The organism is Rhizobium sp. NPDC090279 (assembly GCF_044769665.1).
In the GTDB taxonomy this organism is placed as follows: Bacteria; Pseudomonadota; Alphaproteobacteria; order Rhizobiales; family Rhizobiaceae; genus Rhizobium.
In genome coordinates this window covers 203,482-218,280 of sequence record NZ_JBIVYI010000001.1, presented here as the reverse complement: position 1 = coordinate 218,280, position 14,799 = coordinate 203,482, and the positions used below count along the sequence as shown (strand labels likewise).

Sequence of the window (14,799 nt, the reverse complement as noted above, 5' to 3'; positions counted from 1 at the left end):
GCGCAGGCTTCGGCCATCCGTCTCTCGCACTGCGGGGAGGCCAACCCGGCCTCTCTGTCCACGACCGGAGATCGCTCATGATTTATGACCTGGAACTCATCAATGCCGGCAAGGTTTATGACAACGGCACGCCTGCCGTCATCGACTTCAATCTGGCGATCGAAAAGGGAGAATTCATCGCTTTCCTCGGCCCGTCGGGCTGCGGCAAGACGACGACGCTGCGCATGATCGCCGGCTTCGAAAGCATTTCCTCCGGCGACATGATGATCAAGGGCGTGCGCATGAACGACGTGCGGCCGCAGAAGCGGCCGACATCGATGATCTTCCAGAACTATGCCCTGTTTCCGCACATGACGGTGCGGCGGAATGTCGGATATGGCCTGGAGGTCAAGGGTATGGCGAAGGCCGAGCAGGATGCGCGGGTCGACCGTATCCTGGCCACCCTCGGGCTGGAGGATATCGCCGAACGAAAGCCGGACAAGCTTTCCGGCGGCCAGCGCCAGCGCATAGCGCTTGCGCGCGGGCTGGTGGTCGAACCGGATGTGTTGCTTCTCGACGAACCTTTGGGAGCCCTCGACGCCAATCTGCGCAAGGCGATCCAGAACGAGCTCAAACTGCTGCAGAAGAGGCTCGGCGTCACCTTCGTCTTTGTCACCCACGCCCAGTCGGAAGCGCTGGCGCTCTCTGACCGGATCGTCGTGATGAACCAGGGCCGGGTGGAGCAGATCAGCCCGCCACATCAGCTCTATACGCGCCCCAACACACCCTTCGTCGCGCAGTTCATTGGCCGCAACACCATCTTCGAGGGCGAGGTTGCCGGTGCGCAAGCCGACAGCACGCTCGTTTCGACGTCGTTCGGTTTGCTGTCGGGCTGTGCCAATGGCGGCCTTTCCAGCAAGGTCAACATCGTCATTCCCTCGGAGGCGATCGAGGTTCACGTTGCGGAGACCTCGGCACGAGACAGCCTCGCGGGCGCTTTCGGCGGCAATGTTGTCGGCGCCCGCGTCGATCGTTTCGATGTCGTCGGCCACATCTCGCAGATCGGTGTCAGTCTGCCCGATGGCCGCGGGCTCGCGCTCGAAGCGCACATCGACAAATACCGGCCCGACCTTTTTCCCGTTGGCGCCGACGTCATGCTTACCTGGAACCCGGCCGACGCGACCGTCATTCCAGCTCACTGACAATCAAAAACCTGATCGAAGGAGGTCATCCCATGGCAAAAGAAATCCTGTGCAGTTTCGGTGTCGACGTCGATGCCGTTGCCGGCTGGCTCGGCTCCTATGGCGGCGAGGATTCGCCTGACGACATCTCGCGTGGCCTTTTTGCCGGCGAAGTCGGCAGCCCGCGGCTGGTGAAGCTGTTCGAACGCTTCGGCATCAAGACGACATGGTTCATTCCCGGCCACTCCATAGAGACTTTCCCGGAGCAGATGCAGGCGGTGGCCGATGCCGGCCATGAGATTGGTATTCACGGCTACAGCCACGAAAACCCGATCGCCATGACACGCGAGCAGGAAACGGAAATCCTCGACAAGTGCATCGAGCTGGTCACCAAGCTTTCCGGCAAGCGCCCGACCGGCTATGTCGCGCCCTGGTGGGAATTCTCCAATGTCACCAACGAGCTGCTTCTGGAGCGCGGCATCAAGTACGATCATTCGTTGATGCATAGAGACTTCACGCCCTATTATGTGCGCGTCGGCGACAGCTGGACGAAGATCGACTATTCGCGCAAGCCGTCTGAATGGATGGTGCCGTTGAGGCGCGGCCAGGAAACCGATCTGATCGAAATTCCGGCATCGTGGTATCTCGACGACCTGCCGCCGATGATGTTCATCAAGAAATCTCCGAACAGCCACGGCTTCGTCAATCCGCATGACATCGAGCAGATGTGGCGCGACCAGTTCGACTGGGTCTATCGCGAGATGGACTATGCCGTCTTCCCGATCACCATCCATCCGGACGTGGCCGGCCGACCGCAGGTGCTGATGATGCTGGAGCGGCTCTATGCGCACATGATCAAGCATCCCGGCGTGAAGTTCGTGACCATGAACGAGATCGCCGACGATTTTGCCGCCCGCTTCCCGCGCGGCAAATAGCCGGCTAGTCTCGACAGAACGAAGCCGTTTTCGGAAGGAATGACCATCATGTGCTCACTGTGCGGTGTTCTCGGTGGCAATGAGCATTGGACCGATGCGGCAGCCCGGCCGGGCGTCTTCACGCGCAATCACGCCAGCGTCGACCGGCGCCGCGAGCGTGCCGAGCGCGTGCGCGCTGCCAACGGGATGCTCTCGGGCTTCGGCCTCGTCCTCACCGACTGGCAGGGCGCATCCTTCGTGCTGTCGACGCGGACGGGCAGCAGCGAGATCATCGAGGATCTCGGGCATCTCTGGCCGGCGGCCGAAAGGCTCGTCGGCCGGCCCTGCGATCCTCTTGACGCTACTTTCATCGCAAGGATGGAGGCGCGGCATGCCGATTGAAACCAGTGGTTTTCTGCCTATCAATCTGCTGACGGGCTTCCTCGGTTCCGGCAAGACGACGTTGCTGAAGCGCATCCTCGCAGATCCGGCCTTTGCCGATACGGCTGTGCTTATCAACGAGTTCGGCGAGATCGGGCTTGACCACGATCTTGTCGAAAGCGTCGACGGCGAGATGGTGCTGCTGCGTTCCGGATGCGTCTGCTGCACGGTGCGCGGCGAGCTAGCAGCAGCACTCAAGGAGCTCTACTCCCGCCGCGAGCGCGGCCTGTTGCCGCCATTCCGGCGCGTCATCATCGAAAGCACGGGTCTTGCCGATCCGTTTCCGGTTCTGTCGACGATCAAGGCCGACCCGGTGCTCCGGCATCACTTCTGCGCCGGCAACGTGATCACGACGGTCGATGCGGTGAATGGGCTGCGCCAGCTCGACACCTACATTGAATCCAACAGGCAGGCGGCGGTTGCGGACCGGTTGATCGTGACCAAGACCGACCTTAACGCGGGCTGCGATGGACAGGCGCTTCAGACTCGTCTTCGCACACTCAATCCCGATGCCCCGATCCTGATGGCGACCGATCCGGATCTCGATCTCTCCTCGCTGGTCGCCGTTCAAAACAGCGTCTCGCCCAGCAGCGGCCTATCGCAGAGCGGCTTCTACTGCGAGGAGCCGGTGCAGCTCGTCTCATCGGACGGCGCGCCGCATCAGGCGACCATCTCCTCGATTTCGCTCTGCATCGACAGGCCCGTTGACTGGACGGCTTTCGGCCTCTGGCTGACCATGCTGCTCAATCGGCATGGGGAGCGCGTGCTGCGGGTGAAGGGCATACTCAATCTCAGCGGCGAGGAGCGCCCCGTCGCCGTTCACGGCGTCCAGCATCTGGTTCACACGCCGGTGCATATGGATGGCTGGCCTTCGGAGGACCGTACCTCGCGCCTGGTTTTCATTCTCGACGGGCTCGACGGCGACCTCTTGAAACGCTCCTTCGAAGCCTTCACACTGGCGCGCATGTCACAGATGCCGCCAGCTACATCTTGCCCGATCGCCGCGGCGCGATGAGACAATCGGTATCCATATGAACAAGCATCAATCTGTCGCAAGAAGCTTGGCCGCACCCGCCCTGCATATGGCTGGCCGGCCACGTCTGCGCATTCTCGGCACGGCGATCTCGCTGCTGGAGGAGCTGCGCCTACGGGCACAGGACGATCTCGGCATCGACGTGACATTCGACAACAACGACTTCCTGACGACGCAATACAAGGCGGCGCGCGAGCCGGAAACCTACGATATCTACGATCAATGCTTCCACAATCTCGATATCGTCTGGCACTGGCGCGCGATCCAGCCCGTCGATACCAAGCGCATTGTCCTCTGGGATGAGGTCAACGATCTGACGAAGACAGGCCATATCGGCCCCAATCCCCGAATGGGGCTAGGCGACGTGCCGGCCCGCAAACTCTTCGTTCAGCCCAATCTCGCTCTCGGCGACACGCCTTCGCGGTTCATCTCGATGCTGCCGACCACGCATAATTTCGACAGTTTCGCCTATCGGACCGATCAGGCGCCGAATGGCGTCGGTATGCATTCCTGGGGTGCGCTTTTCGACGAGCGCTGGGCTGGCAGGGTGGCGCTGGTGGATGAACCCGCCATCGGCATCTTCGATGCGGCGCTGGCGGCACAGGCCGCTGGCCTCATGTCGTTCGACGATATCGGCAACATGTCCATCCAGGAGATCGACCAGTTGATCGATCTGCTGGAGGAGCGCAAGAAGGCCGGCTTCTTTCGCGATTTCTGGAAAACCGCCGAGGATGCCGCGCGGCTGATGATCGCCGGCGAGACCAGCGTCCAGAGCATGTGGTCACCTGGCATCGGCATCCTGAATTCCAGGGGCGCTCCGGTCGAGCAGGCGGTTCCCGCGGAAGGCTACCGCGCCTGGCATGGCGGTCTGTGCCTTTCAAAACACTTGAGCGGTCGCCTGCTCGATGTCGCCTACGACTATCTGAACTGGTGGATATCGGGTTGGCCGGGCGCGGTGGTCGCACGGCAGGGCTATTATATTTCGACGCCACAACGCTCTCGCCAGTTCATGTCGCAGGCCGAATGGGACTATTGGTACGAAGGTGCCACAGCTGCCGAAGACCTGCCCGGCCCGGATGGGCAGATGCGGATCAGAAAGGGCACGGCGCGCAGCGGCGGGTCCTATTGGCAGCGTGCCAATTGCATCGCCGTCTGGAATACGACAATGGATGAGCACAACTATCTGGTTCGCCGTTGGATGCAGCTTGTCGGCGGCAGAGGAGAGCAGGGCTTATGACACAGACACATCTCGGCAAATCGATCGCGCAACTCTCGGTCTTGATCCAGTCCGGCAACCTCGATCCCATCGCGCTGACCGAGGAGAGCCTGGATGCGATCCGGACCCATAAGGATCAGGCGATCTTCACGCGGTTGTTGGAAACGCGCGCGAAAGAAGAGGCGGCGGCCTCGTCGAAGCGGCTGCGCGAGGGGCGCTCGCGCGGGCTGCTCGACGGCATTCCCGTCGCCTGGAAGGATCTCTTTGCCATTGCCGGCCTGCCGACGACGGCCGGATCGATCGTGCTTGCGGATGCCGAGCCCGCGCGGGAAGATGCCGATGTCGTCAAGGCGTTGAAGGCCGCAGGCATGGTCGCCGTTGGCCGAGTCAATATGAGCGAGTTCGCCTTTTCCGGTCTCGGCCTCAACCCGCATTACGGCACGCCGCTCAATCCGCTTTCTTTGGATGTTGCGCGCATTCCGGGCGGCTCGTCTTCCGGGTCCGCCGTCGCCGTTGCGGCAGGTCTCGTGGCTGTTTCGATCGGCACGGATACCGGCGGCTCCGTGCGCATCCCGGCTGCTTTCAATGGCCTTGTCGGCTATAAGGCAAGCCGTGGCCGCTACGGCATGGGCGGCGTCTTTCCTTTGTCGACCAGCCTCGATTCTCTCGGTCCCTTGTGTCGCAGCGTCCAGGACGCCATCTGGATCGATGCCGCGATGCGCGGACGTTTTGCTCCCGGGGTGGAGCGCGCCGAACCTGCCGGGCTTTCCATTGTGGTGCCGACGAATGTCGTCATGGACAATGCCGAGGATGGTGTCGTTGCGGCTTTCGAGGCGACGCTTGCGCGACTGAGTGCGGCCGGTGTCAAAATACGGCGGGCGGCCTTTCCGGCTTTCGAGAGGCTCTTTCAGGTGATGGCCGAGTATGGACCGCTCGTAACCGCCGAGGCCTTCGTGTTGCACCACCGCCGCCTGGCCGGACCGGAGGCCGAAGCCATGGACCGGCGTGTCGTGGCGCGGACGCGCCTCGGCGCCAAGACAACCTTGGTCGGTTACCTGGAAACGCTCAAAGTGCGGGAGCAGCTGGTCAAGGAGGCTGCCGGAATGCTCGGAGCGAATGAATTCATCGCCTATCCGACGGTCGCCCATGTCGCGCCGGCGCTTGCGCCGCTGGAGGCCGACGACGAACTGTTCGTGAAGATCAACGGCAGGACGCTGCGCAATACGTCGATCGGCAATTTCCTCGACTGGTGCGGCGTATCCCTGCCTTCCGGCGCGGGTGAAGCCGGCATGCCGGTCGGCTTCCTGCTGTCGGCTCCGAAGAACCACGACGAACGGTTGCTGGGGGCCGCGCTGGCGCTGGAAGAGGTCGTCGCCGGCTAGACGTTGCGCAGCGGATTTGCCGCATCGTGTTGATCCTCGCCCCGCGGATAGTGGGCGAGGATCGAAAGCTCTCTTCCCTCAACGTGTGCGGCTGCTACCAGCTGCCGGCTCGGCATCGACGATCCAGCGGCGGTGGGAGCCGAGCGCAATCAACAGCACCACGGACAGAAAGCAGCAGCCGGCGAGGATGTAGAAGCCGATATCGCCATTGCCTGTTGCGGCATCGACATAGGCCTTGATCTGCGGCGAGGCGAAGCTGCCGAGATTGCCGAGCGAGACGATGAAGGCAATGCCGCTCGCCGCGCCGACGCCTCCGAGATAACGGGTCGGCAGGCTCCAGAAGACTGGCTGCGAAGAGGCGAGCCCCGGGACCGCGATGCAGGCGGCGATCACTATGACCCAGGGGTTCATGGTCAGGCCGATCATTCCAAGAGCGATGGTGCCGGCCGTCAGCATGGCGATGCAGACGATGCGATGGTTATCGTGCTTGTCGGCATAGACGGTGAAGAAGCGCGTCGCGAAGAGCGCGCAAAGCCATGGCAGGCCAAGAAGGACGCCGACCCAGGTGTTGACGCCGCCGCCCAAGGCCTGCGCCAAGCGCGCCGGCAGGTAGAAGGTGATCGGCCCGACGCCGATCTGGATGAAGAGATAGATGCCTATGAAGGCAAGGACGCGCCAATCCCTAAGCACGCCGAAGACGGAGTGTTTCACCTCGGAAAGCTTGCTGCGCTCTTCCGCCTCGATGACAGCGTTCAGCGCGTTCTTCTCCTCCGCCGTCAGCCATTTCGCCTCGTTAGGACGGCTTGTCAGGAAGAAAAGAGCGAGGATGCCGACGACGGTTGCCGCCAGGCCCTCGACCGCGAACATCCATTGCCAGTTGGTGAGGCCGAGGACGTCGTGATGGGTGAGCAGCCAGCCGGAAAGCGGTGCGCCGATCACCAGCGACAAGGGGATGCCGAGATAGAAGAGGCCGGTGGCCCGCGCCCGCTGCTTGGCGGGGAACCAATAGGTCAGGTAGAGCAGCACGCCCGGATAGAAGCCGGCCTCGCAGACGCCGAGCATGAAACGGACGATATAATAGCTTGTCGGGGTATGCGCAAAGACCATGCAGGCCGAGACGATGCCCCAGGTAATCATGATCCGGCTCAGCCAGAGGCGAGCGCCGACGCGCTGCATGATCAGGTTGCTCGGGACTTCGAAGGTGGCGTAGCCCAAATAGAGAATGCCGGCGCCGAAGGCATAGGCCGCGTCCGAAATGCCGGTATCGGCCTGATAGGCCACCTTGGCGAAGCCGACATTGGATCGGTCGAGAAAATTCAGGATCAGCATCAAGCCCAGGAAGGGCAGAAGGCGAATGGTCGCCTTGCGCACGGCGCTCTGCAGCGCCGGGTTGTCGTCTGTCATATTCACTCCTCCCAAAAGCAGAGGCCTTGCAGCGAGACCGTCGCGCGCAAGGCATGCCTTCATGCTCGAACCGAATCTTGATCCGGCCATTATCGTGGCGACCGCCGAAATACGGTCACCTGTTTGCATATACGCAGATTATATTCATGTATGAAAAGGTCAATAGGCGCAAACTGCGAGAACACAGCCGCTGCCGTGCGCCACTTTCTCCGTCACGACAGATCGTCGGGCCGGCGGCGCAGGAAGGTGAAGTTGAGTGTTGAGGCGTGTTGATCCCCGCGAAAGTGGTCGCGAGGGGCCGGCCATCCCATGCCGCCCAGCACGCTGCGAAAACATCGCTCAGCCGCTCTTGCGGACTGACGTAGGCTTTTGTCAGACGCGTCCTATTGCGTCCAGTAACTTGTCGAGCAACGACATTAGCTGCTGCCGTTCGGCCTCGTTGAAGTCCGTGAACAGATCCTGGTTCAGACGCCACGCAAAGACCATGACGTCGCGGTGCAGGGCCTCGCCTTTCTCGGTCAGCATCAGTTCGATAACACGCTGATCCTCGGCACTTGCCTTCTTGGCGAGCAGGTCGCGCTTGACCAGGCCGCTGACGTAGCGGCTGAGCTGCCCCTCATCCTGCTGCGTCGCCCGGGCGAGGGAGCGGAGCGAGGGGCGGCCGAGATAGCGGATGGTCGCCAGCGTCCGCCATTCCCCCAATGTTATCCCGTACTCGTCGATCAATACCGTCTGCGCATGCCGATCGTTCAGTCGCACGAAATAGGCAAGCCGGTAGGAAAACAGGTCGCGTATGTCGCGCGGCTCTGCCCAGGGCGACGGAGTCGGGCCTAAATTTTCCAGAGAAATGGATTCGATTTTTTTGTTTGACATTGTCAAGCAACTACCACACACTTTGCTCAATAACCAGACTGTTGGGCGAATGCGTATCGCAAACAAGAATCAAGGGGAACCTCCATGTATATACTTAACATGTTCACTAAAACGCGAAAATTATTCGCGGTCACAACACTTGCCGTTGCGGTCGCAGGCAGCGCTGCCCAAGCAGAAAACATCAAGCTTCGCTTTGCCTATCTGCTGGCTGATTCCATGCTGCCGATCATAGCGGCGCAGAAGGCTGGCGCCTACGAAAAGGCCGGTATCGATCTCGAGCTGACCGAGGTCCAGAGTGGCCCAGCCGTCGTCGCGGCCATCGCTTCGGGCGAGGCGGATATCGGCTATGCCGCCCCCATTCCGCCGATCAATGCACGCCTCAACGGCGTCAACGTCAAGATGATCCTGGCGCTCGCCCATGAAGTCGATCCAGATACGAAATTCATCTGGCTGGTCGCCTCCAAGGCCTCCGGCATCACCAAGCTGAACGATATCAAGGGCAAGAAGATCTCCTTCAATGCCAATGGCGGTCTCTGCGAGCTTGCCTGGCGTGACCATCTGATGAAGGCCGGGCTTTCCTTCGACGACATCTCGCCGGTCGTGCTGCCCTTTCCGCAGCAGGAAGCCGCGCTTGAGCAAGGCAGCATCGATGCCGCCTGCACGGTCAATCCCTTCTACTCGTCTATCACCGTGAACAAGGCGATCGGCCCGTCGGTGATTGCCAAAGGCATGCTGGCCGACGAGAAAGAGCCCGTCCTTAACGACGTAATCTTCGCGACCGACGATTATCTCGCTGCCAATCGCGAGGCGCTGAAGAAATTCGCCGCGGTTACCGATCAAGCCTACAAGGATCTGCTTTCCGACCGTGCCAAGGAAGAGGCGGCAGCCGTCGAATTCCTCGGCCTCACGCCCGAAGCCGCCAAGACCTTCATCCTGCCGACCATCGAGCAGGCGATGAAGATCGATAGGGCTGATGTTCAGACGCTGCTCGACGCCATGCACAAGACCGGCATGCTGTCCGACGCTGTCAAGGCCGACGATATGGTTGACAATCTGGCAAATTGAACGAGCCAGGGCTGGCGCCTCGGCCGGCCCTTTTCATTCGGGAGGGATGAAAATGGATGTGATGCTGGATGCCAATGGGCTCGCAAAAGCCTATGGATCGGGCGCCGGCGCGCTCAAAATTCTCGACGGGATCAGCTTTTCCGTCAGGAAGGGAGAGTTCGTCTCGATCGTCGGTCCGTCGGGTTGCGGCAAGACGACCCTGCTGATGACGCTGGCCGGATTGCAGAGGCCGGACAGTGGTTCGGTCGGCTTCAAGGGCAAGGTTCTGAATGGTCCGTCCACCGGCATTGCCGTCGTCTTTCAGGACTACTCGCGTTCGCTCTTTCCGTGGAAATCCAATCTCGAAAACGTGGTGTTCGGCATGGTCCGCAACACGACGCTTGGCAGGGCGGAGAGGCTGGCGCGCGGGCGCGAGCTGCTATCGGCTGTTGGGCTTGACGGCTTCGCGGATCGCTTTCCCTGGCAGCTTTCCGGCGGCATGCAGCAGCGCGTGGCGATCGCAAGAGGGCTCGCCTCGCAGAGCGAATTGTTGCTGTTGGACGAGCCTTTGGCCGCCGTCGACGCGCAGACGCGCGCCGATATGCAGAACCTGCTGCTCGATCTTGCCGAGCGCTTCCAGCAGACCTGCATTCTCGTTACGCATGATGTCGAGGAGGCCGTCTACATGGCCGATCGCGTTGTCGTGCTCACCCGGCGACCGACGAGGGTGGACCATGACATCGTCGTCGGCCTCGGCAAGAAGCGCGATCAGATCACCACGCGCGAAGATCCCCGTTTCCTGGAAATTCGCCATGACGTGATGGCGGCGATCCGCCGCTTCCGCGCGCAGGCGCCGGTTTCGGAGATCGCTTGACCATGGGTTTCGAATACTGGCTGCTGCGGTTTCGGGCGCTCGTCTCTTTCCTGCTGATCGTGGCGATCTGGCAGATGGTGGCGATGCTGGAGCTGGTGCCGAGCAAATATTTCCCGCCCATCACGGCGATCGCGGCCGGTTTCTGGTCGATGTTGATGTCGGGCGAACTCCTGGCCGGCGACGGGCTGACATTGATGCGCGCCATCATCGGCGTCATCGGCGCCTCAATGATTGGCGTCGGCCTGGCGCTGCTTGCCGAGATTTCGCCAACCTTCCGCGCCGGCTTCCGGCCGATTGCAGCACTCGTACAGCCGATCCCGCCGGCAGCGCTTGTGCCGATGGCGGTATTCATGCTTGGCCTGGGTTTCAAGCTCTATGCCTTCGTCATTATCCTGGTGACGATCTGGCCGCCTTATCTCAATGGAGCGGCGGCCCTTTCGGCTGTCAGCGACGTGCAGGTGCAGACCGGCAAGATGCTCGGTCTCTCCGATCGTGAAATCCTCTTCCAGATCAAGCTGCCCGCCGCGTGGCCGGAAATCTTTTCCGGCATTCGCTATGCCGCGACCATCAGCCTGATCGCCGTCGTGGTGGCGGAAATGCTTGCCGGCCATGACGGGCTCGGCTTCATGCTGATCCGCAAGGCCTTCGCGACCCGCATTCCGGAAGTCTACGCGTTGATGTTCGTCTGCGCCTTCAACGGCGTTGTCATGAACTGGTTGGTCAATCTCGCGCGCTGGCGGATCACCGGCTGGCACATGCGCATGACGGAGCGATTTGCATGAAGACGCTCGACAGACACATCGCCTGGAATGCGTTCGTGTTGCCGATCCTGATTTTGCTCGTCTGGCAGGGGCTGGCAATTCGCGCGCACACACCGCTCTTTCCGGGTCCATGGCAGATCATGCTCTCCATCGGCAGGCTCTACCCGCAGATCGTCGGGCAGCTTGGCCATACGCTCCTGCGTGCCTTTATCGGCTTTCTCGTTGCGGCGGCGCTGATGGTGCCGCTCGGCATCCTTCTCGGGCGGCTGAAGCTGCTCGGCCAGGTCCTCGAGCCGGCGATCGACATGCTGGCAACGCTGCCGCCGCCGGCCGTGGTGCCGATCGTGATGCTGTTTGCCGGCACGGGTGACGGGGCAAAGATCGTCATCATCTGTTACGCCGCCGCGGTGCCGCTGCTGATGAATACCTTTGAGGCATCGAAAACGGTGCATCCCGCGGCCAATCTCGTTGCGCGAGCTTTGCATCTGACGCGCCTGGAGGCGATGTGGCACATCGATTTGCCGGCTGCCCTGCCGATGATCGCCACGGGTGTCCGGCTCGCCGTCTCCTCGGCGCTGTTGGTCAGCGTCACCTCTGAAATGTTGCTCGCGACCAATGGTATCGGCGTCTTCATCCAGCGGCAGCAGGAGAATTTCCAGATCGCAGGCGGCCTTGCCGGCATCGCCTTCATCTCGCTTGCGGGTCTCATCATCAACAGCCTCGTCTTCCAGTTCGAGAAGCGCTGGCTGTTCTGGCACTACCGAAATCTCGACACGAACAGCAAGGGTTGATCCGTGACCAAGAAAAAGAACGTCCTCTTCATCATGTGCGACCAGCTGCGCTATGACTATCTGTCCTGCGCGGGGCATCCGGCGCTGAAGACGCCGAACATCGATAGCCTCGCTGCTCGCGGCGTGCGCTTCACCAATTGCTATGTGCAATCCACCGTCTGCGGCCCCTCGCGCATGAGCGCCTATACCGGCCGCTACGTGCGCTCGCACGGCTCGACGCAGAACGGCATTCCCCTTCGCGTCGGCGAGCCGACATTGGGTGATCACCTGCGCGAGATCGATGTGCGCTGCGCATTGATTGGCAAGACGCATATGGTGGCGGACCAGGAGGGCATGGACAGGCTCGGCATCGATCCGAATTCGATCATCGGCGTGCATGTCGCCCAATGCGGCTTCGAACCCTATGAGCGTGACGACGGGCTGCATCCCTCGAGCAATTACGATGCCGATCCCGTCTACGACACCTATCTTCGCGACCATGGCTTCGACGCCGAAAACCCTTGGGAACATTGGGCCAATTCCGGCGAGGGAGAGGACGGCGAGAATTTCAACGGCTGGCTGCTCGCCCATGCCGACAAGGCGGCGCGCATCCCGGAGGAGCATTCCGAAACGCCCTATATGACCCGCCGCGCCATGCGCTTCATCGAGGAGGCGGAGGGCAAAGGGCAGAGCTGGTGCGCCCACCTCTCCTATATCAAGCCGCATTGGCCCTATATCGTGCCGGCGCCTTATCACGACATGTATTCGGCAAAGGATGTGAAGCCACCGGTGCGCACAGTATCCGAACGTGATGATCCTCATCCGGTCCTGGCCGCCTATCAGCGCGAACGCTATTCGGTCAATTTCTCGCGCGACGAGGTTCGCGAGACAGTGATCCCGGCCTATATGGGCCTCATCAAGCAGATCGACGATCAGATGGGCGTCCTCTTCAAGTTTCTGGAGGAGCGCGGCCTGTTCGAAAACACGATGATCGTCTTCACGTCGGATCATGGCGACTATCTCGGCGATCATTGGCTCGGCGAGAAGTACATGTTCCACGATGTCTCGGTGAAGGTGCCGATGATCGTCTATGACCCTTCGCCGGCAGCGGATGCGACGCGCGGCGCGGTAATGGATCATCTCGTCGAGATGATCGACATGGCACCGACCTTTCTCGATTATCTGGGCGGCGGGGCCAAGCCGCATGTGCTGGAAGGCCGCTCGGTGCTGCCATTGTTACGCGGCGAAAAATCTTCCTCGTGGCGTCGCTTCGCCGTCAGCGAATATGATTATTCCGGCGAGCGTGCGCGTCTGGCGCTCGATCTGCCCATTGGCGATTGCCGGCTATTCATGGTCACAGATGGCCGCCACAAGCTCGTCGCCGGACCGGGCGTCGCGCCGATCCTGTTCGATCTGATTGCGGACCCAAACGAGCTTGTCGATCTCGGCCGCGATCCTGGCAAAGCGGACGCCGTTCATGGGCTGCAAGCCGCGCTAGAGCGCTGGTTGCAGACGCCTGCCAATCGCATCACGGCATCGGACGCCTGGGTGACTTCGGCCGATGAAAAATTCCCGCATTTCGACCCACTGATCGAGCACGGTGTCCTGATCGGCTATTGGGACGAGGACGAGCTTGCCGAACAGCATGCCGCAAGGAAGCGGTGGCTGGCATCGCGCTGATCGTCGAGCGGTGGGGCGATCACACGATCGCCCCACCGTTCCGGCGTCCAATCATGCCAGATAGGGGCCGATCCGTTCGGCGACGGACGCGACGTCCTCGACCCGCATTCCCGCCACGTTGATCCTGCCGGAATCCGGCATATAGATGCCGTGTTCGGCCCGGAGCTGACGGACATTTTCCGGAGGGATAGGGAGAAGGGAGAACATGCCTTCCTGCGAAGCGATGTTGGCGAGCTCGGGATGGAATTGACCAAAGGCTTTCGCGGCAGCTCCGCGGATTTCGGCGATGCGGATGCGCATCTCCCTCAGCTCATCAACCCAGACCTGGCGCCGTGACGGGTTCTGGAGGATCGCCGCAACGATCGCCGCTCCGTGTGCCGGCGGCATGGAGTAGCTCGTGCGGGCGTGGCTTGCCAGATTGCCGACACCCTTGTTCAACGACGCCTGCTGGTCTCCGAACAGATAGACCGCGCCTGTGCGTTCCCTGTAGAGAGAGAAGGATTTGGAGCAGGAGACAGCGACCATGGCCTCGCCGACCGTTTCGATGACACCAATCATGCCGGCTGCGTCTTCGATGGGGCCGCGCCCGAGGCCCTGATAGGCGTTGTCGAAGAGCGGCAGCAAACCATTGCTTGCAATGATCGCGGCAATATCGCGCCAGTTCTGCTGCGATAGTCCGGCACCAGTCGGGTTATGGCAGCTCGTTTGCAACAGCACAGCGTCGCCGGGGGCCGCGTCCTGCAGGGTCGTCAGCATCTCGTCGATGAGGACGGCCTGTTTGTCGATGTCGAAGAAGCGATAGGTTCCGACCTGAAGGCCGACGGCGGCAAAGATCGCCTGATGATTGACCCATGTCGGCGTGCCGATCCAGATCTTCCGCCGGTTGTCGAGGGCAAGCAGTTCTGCAGCCAGGCGCAGGGCGCCGGTGCCGCCCGGCGTCTGAATTCCGGCAAGCAGCCTGCCGCCATGGCGCTCCCCGAAGACTTCGAGAGCCAATGCCCGCAGAAAGGCGGGATCGCCTTCCGGGCCGATATAGGATTTGGATTCCTGCGTTTCCCAGAGATAGTGCTCGGCCGCCTTGACGGCTCTCATGACCGGCGTGCGGCCCGTCTCATCTCGATAGACGCCAACCCCAAGATCGATCTTTCCCGATCGCGGATCGGCCGCGAATTTGGCAATCAGTTCCAGCAGCGGATCTGGCTTCTGCTCCGTAAGACTATCGAAAAACGCAGGCGTGTTCATTGCTC

14 protein-coding genes are annotated in these 14,799 nt (G+C 61.5%); 11 read left to right on the top strand and 3 right to left on the bottom strand.

Going from position 1 to position 14,799, the window contains the following annotated elements; translation table 11 throughout:
* Window positions 1–77 precede the first annotated feature (77 nt).
* The 6 genes from ACIQWP_RS01015 to ACIQWP_RS00990 are packed head-to-tail and all read left to right on the top strand — an operon-like array spanning window position 78 to window position 6,146.
* Window positions 78–1,181 (top strand): ABC transporter ATP-binding protein, encoded by a 1,104-nt coding sequence (locus ACIQWP_RS01015; protein WP_402780996.1) that lies wholly within the window; start codon window positions 78–80, stop codon window positions 1,179–1,181.
* A gap of 32 nt (window positions 1,182–1,213) precedes the next feature.
* Window positions 1,214–2,095 carry a polysaccharide deacetylase gene (locus tag ACIQWP_RS01010; RefSeq protein WP_402780993.1) on the top strand — a complete coding sequence of 294 codons (882 nt, stop codon included), beginning with the start codon at window positions 1,214–1,216 and terminating at the stop codon, window positions 2,093–2,095.
* A gap of 48 nt (window positions 2,096–2,143) precedes the next feature.
* Complete coding sequence (locus tag ACIQWP_RS01005) at window positions 2,144–2,476, top strand: hypothetical protein (protein WP_402780990.1); 333 nt, start codon at window positions 2,144–2,146, stop codon at window positions 2,474–2,476.
* Window positions 2,466–3,530, top strand: coding sequence for a CobW family GTP-binding protein (locus ACIQWP_RS01000; protein ID WP_402780987.1), 1,065 nt, complete (start codon window positions 2,466–2,468; stop codon window positions 3,528–3,530). Before ACIQWP_RS01005 ends, ACIQWP_RS01000 begins: the two co-directional genes overlap by 11 nt.
* 16 nt (window positions 3,531–3,546) lie before the next feature.
* A complete protein-coding gene (locus tag ACIQWP_RS00995) occupies window positions 3,547–4,785 on the top strand; it encodes a PotD/PotF family extracellular solute-binding protein (RefSeq protein ID WP_402780984.1) in 1,239 nt (412 codons plus the stop codon).
* Window positions 4,782–6,146, top strand: a complete 1,365-nt coding sequence (locus tag ACIQWP_RS00990) for an amidase (RefSeq protein WP_402780981.1) — start codon at window positions 4,782–4,784, stop codon at window positions 6,144–6,146. The genes ACIQWP_RS00995 and ACIQWP_RS00990 overlap by 4 nt, the downstream gene beginning before the upstream one ends.
* A 78-nt stretch (window positions 6,147–6,224) precedes the next feature.
* Here ACIQWP_RS00990 and ACIQWP_RS00985 read toward each other — a convergent pair whose 3' ends face one another.
* Together ACIQWP_RS00985 and ACIQWP_RS00980 are read right to left on the bottom strand one after the other, a co-directional pair.
* A complete protein-coding gene (locus tag ACIQWP_RS00985; RefSeq protein ID WP_402780978.1) occupies window positions 6,225–7,550 on the bottom strand; it encodes an MFS transporter in 1,326 nt (441 codons plus the stop codon).
* Window positions 7,551–7,922: 372 nt separating this feature from the next.
* On the bottom strand, window positions 7,923–8,423 hold the full coding sequence (locus tag ACIQWP_RS00980) for a MarR family winged helix-turn-helix transcriptional regulator (RefSeq protein WP_402780975.1): 501 nt from the start codon (window positions 8,421–8,423) through the stop codon (window positions 7,923–7,925).
* An 84-nt stretch (window positions 8,424–8,507) separates the two neighbouring features.
* Here ACIQWP_RS00980 and ACIQWP_RS00975 point away from each other — a divergent pair, with 84 nt between their 5' ends.
* Genes ACIQWP_RS00975 through ACIQWP_RS00955 form a run of 5 tightly spaced genes read left to right on the top strand, consistent with a single transcriptional unit; the run spans window position 8,508 to window position 13,552 of the window.
* On the top strand, window positions 8,508–9,488 hold the full coding sequence (locus ACIQWP_RS00975; protein ID WP_402780972.1) for an ABC transporter substrate-binding protein: 981 nt from the start codon (window positions 8,508–8,510) through the stop codon (window positions 9,486–9,488).
* A gap of 52 nt (window positions 9,489–9,540) precedes the next feature.
* The gene (locus ACIQWP_RS00970; protein ID WP_402780969.1) at window positions 9,541–10,341 is read left to right on the top strand and encodes an ABC transporter ATP-binding protein; all 801 of its coding nucleotides are present in this window, start codon (window positions 9,541–9,543) and stop codon (window positions 10,339–10,341) included.
* A 2-nt stretch (window positions 10,342–10,343) separates the two neighbouring features.
* Window positions 10,344–11,123 (top strand): ABC transporter permease, encoded by a 780-nt coding sequence (locus tag ACIQWP_RS00965; RefSeq protein ID WP_402782688.1) that lies wholly within the window; start codon window positions 10,344–10,346, stop codon window positions 11,121–11,123.
* Window positions 11,120–11,893, top strand: coding sequence for an ABC transporter permease (locus ACIQWP_RS00960; RefSeq protein ID WP_402780966.1), 774 nt, complete (start codon window positions 11,120–11,122; stop codon window positions 11,891–11,893). The genes ACIQWP_RS00965 and ACIQWP_RS00960 overlap by 4 nt, the downstream gene beginning before the upstream one ends.
* A 3-nt stretch (window positions 11,894–11,896) precedes the next feature.
* Complete coding sequence (locus tag ACIQWP_RS00955) at window positions 11,897–13,552, top strand: alkaline phosphatase family protein (RefSeq protein WP_402780963.1); 1,656 nt, start codon at window positions 11,897–11,899, stop codon at window positions 13,550–13,552.
* Between the two features lie 51 nt (window positions 13,553–13,603).
* Here ACIQWP_RS00955 and ACIQWP_RS00950 read toward each other — a convergent pair whose 3' ends face one another.
* Window positions 13,604–14,794 carry an aromatic amino acid transaminase gene (locus ACIQWP_RS00950; RefSeq protein ID WP_402780960.1) on the bottom strand — a complete coding sequence of 397 codons (1,191 nt, stop codon included), beginning with the start codon at window positions 14,792–14,794 and terminating at the stop codon, window positions 13,604–13,606.
* Window positions 14,795–14,799 lie beyond the last annotated feature (5 nt).

Excerpts from the sequence above, each read along its gene's own strand:
- ACIQWP_RS00995 (WP_402780984.1), top strand. The coding sequence starts at position 3,547 with ATGAACAAGCATCAATCTGTCGCAAGAAGCTTGGCCGCACCCGCCCTG.
- ACIQWP_RS00990 (WP_402780981.1), top strand. The coding sequence starts at position 4,782 with ATGACACAGACACATCTCGGCAAATCGATCGCGCAACTCTCGGTCTTG.
- ACIQWP_RS00975 (WP_402780972.1), top strand. The coding sequence starts at position 8,508 with ATGTATATACTTAACATGTTCACTAAAACGCGAAAATTATTCGCGGTC.
- ACIQWP_RS00970 (WP_402780969.1), top strand. The coding sequence starts at position 9,541 with ATGGATGTGATGCTGGATGCCAATGGGCTCGCAAAAGCCTATGGATCG.
- ACIQWP_RS01015 (WP_402780996.1), top strand. The coding sequence starts at position 78 with ATGATTTATGACCTGGAACTCATCAATGCCGGCAAGGTTTATGACAAC.
- ACIQWP_RS00950 (WP_402780960.1), bottom strand. The coding sequence starts at position 14,794 with ATGAACACGCCTGCGTTTTTCGATAGTCTTACGGAGCAGAAGCCAGAT.
- ACIQWP_RS00965 (WP_402782688.1), top strand. The coding sequence starts at position 10,344 with ATGGGTTTCGAATACTGGCTGCTGCGGTTTCGGGCGCTCGTCTCTTTC.
- ACIQWP_RS01010 (WP_402780993.1), top strand. The coding sequence starts at position 1,214 with ATGGCAAAAGAAATCCTGTGCAGTTTCGGTGTCGACGTCGATGCCGTT.
- ACIQWP_RS01000 (WP_402780987.1), top strand. The coding sequence starts at position 2,466 with ATGCCGATTGAAACCAGTGGTTTTCTGCCTATCAATCTGCTGACGGGC.
- ACIQWP_RS00980 (WP_402780975.1), bottom strand. The coding sequence starts at position 8,423 with ATGTCAAACAAAAAAATCGAATCCATTTCTCTGGAAAATTTAGGCCCG.
- ACIQWP_RS01005 (WP_402780990.1), top strand. The coding sequence starts at position 2,144 with ATGTGCTCACTGTGCGGTGTTCTCGGTGGCAATGAGCATTGGACCGAT.
- ACIQWP_RS00985 (WP_402780978.1), bottom strand. The coding sequence starts at position 7,550 with ATGACAGACGACAACCCGGCGCTGCAGAGCGCCGTGCGCAAGGCGACC.
- ACIQWP_RS00960 (WP_402780966.1), top strand. The coding sequence starts at position 11,120 with ATGAAGACGCTCGACAGACACATCGCCTGGAATGCGTTCGTGTTGCCG.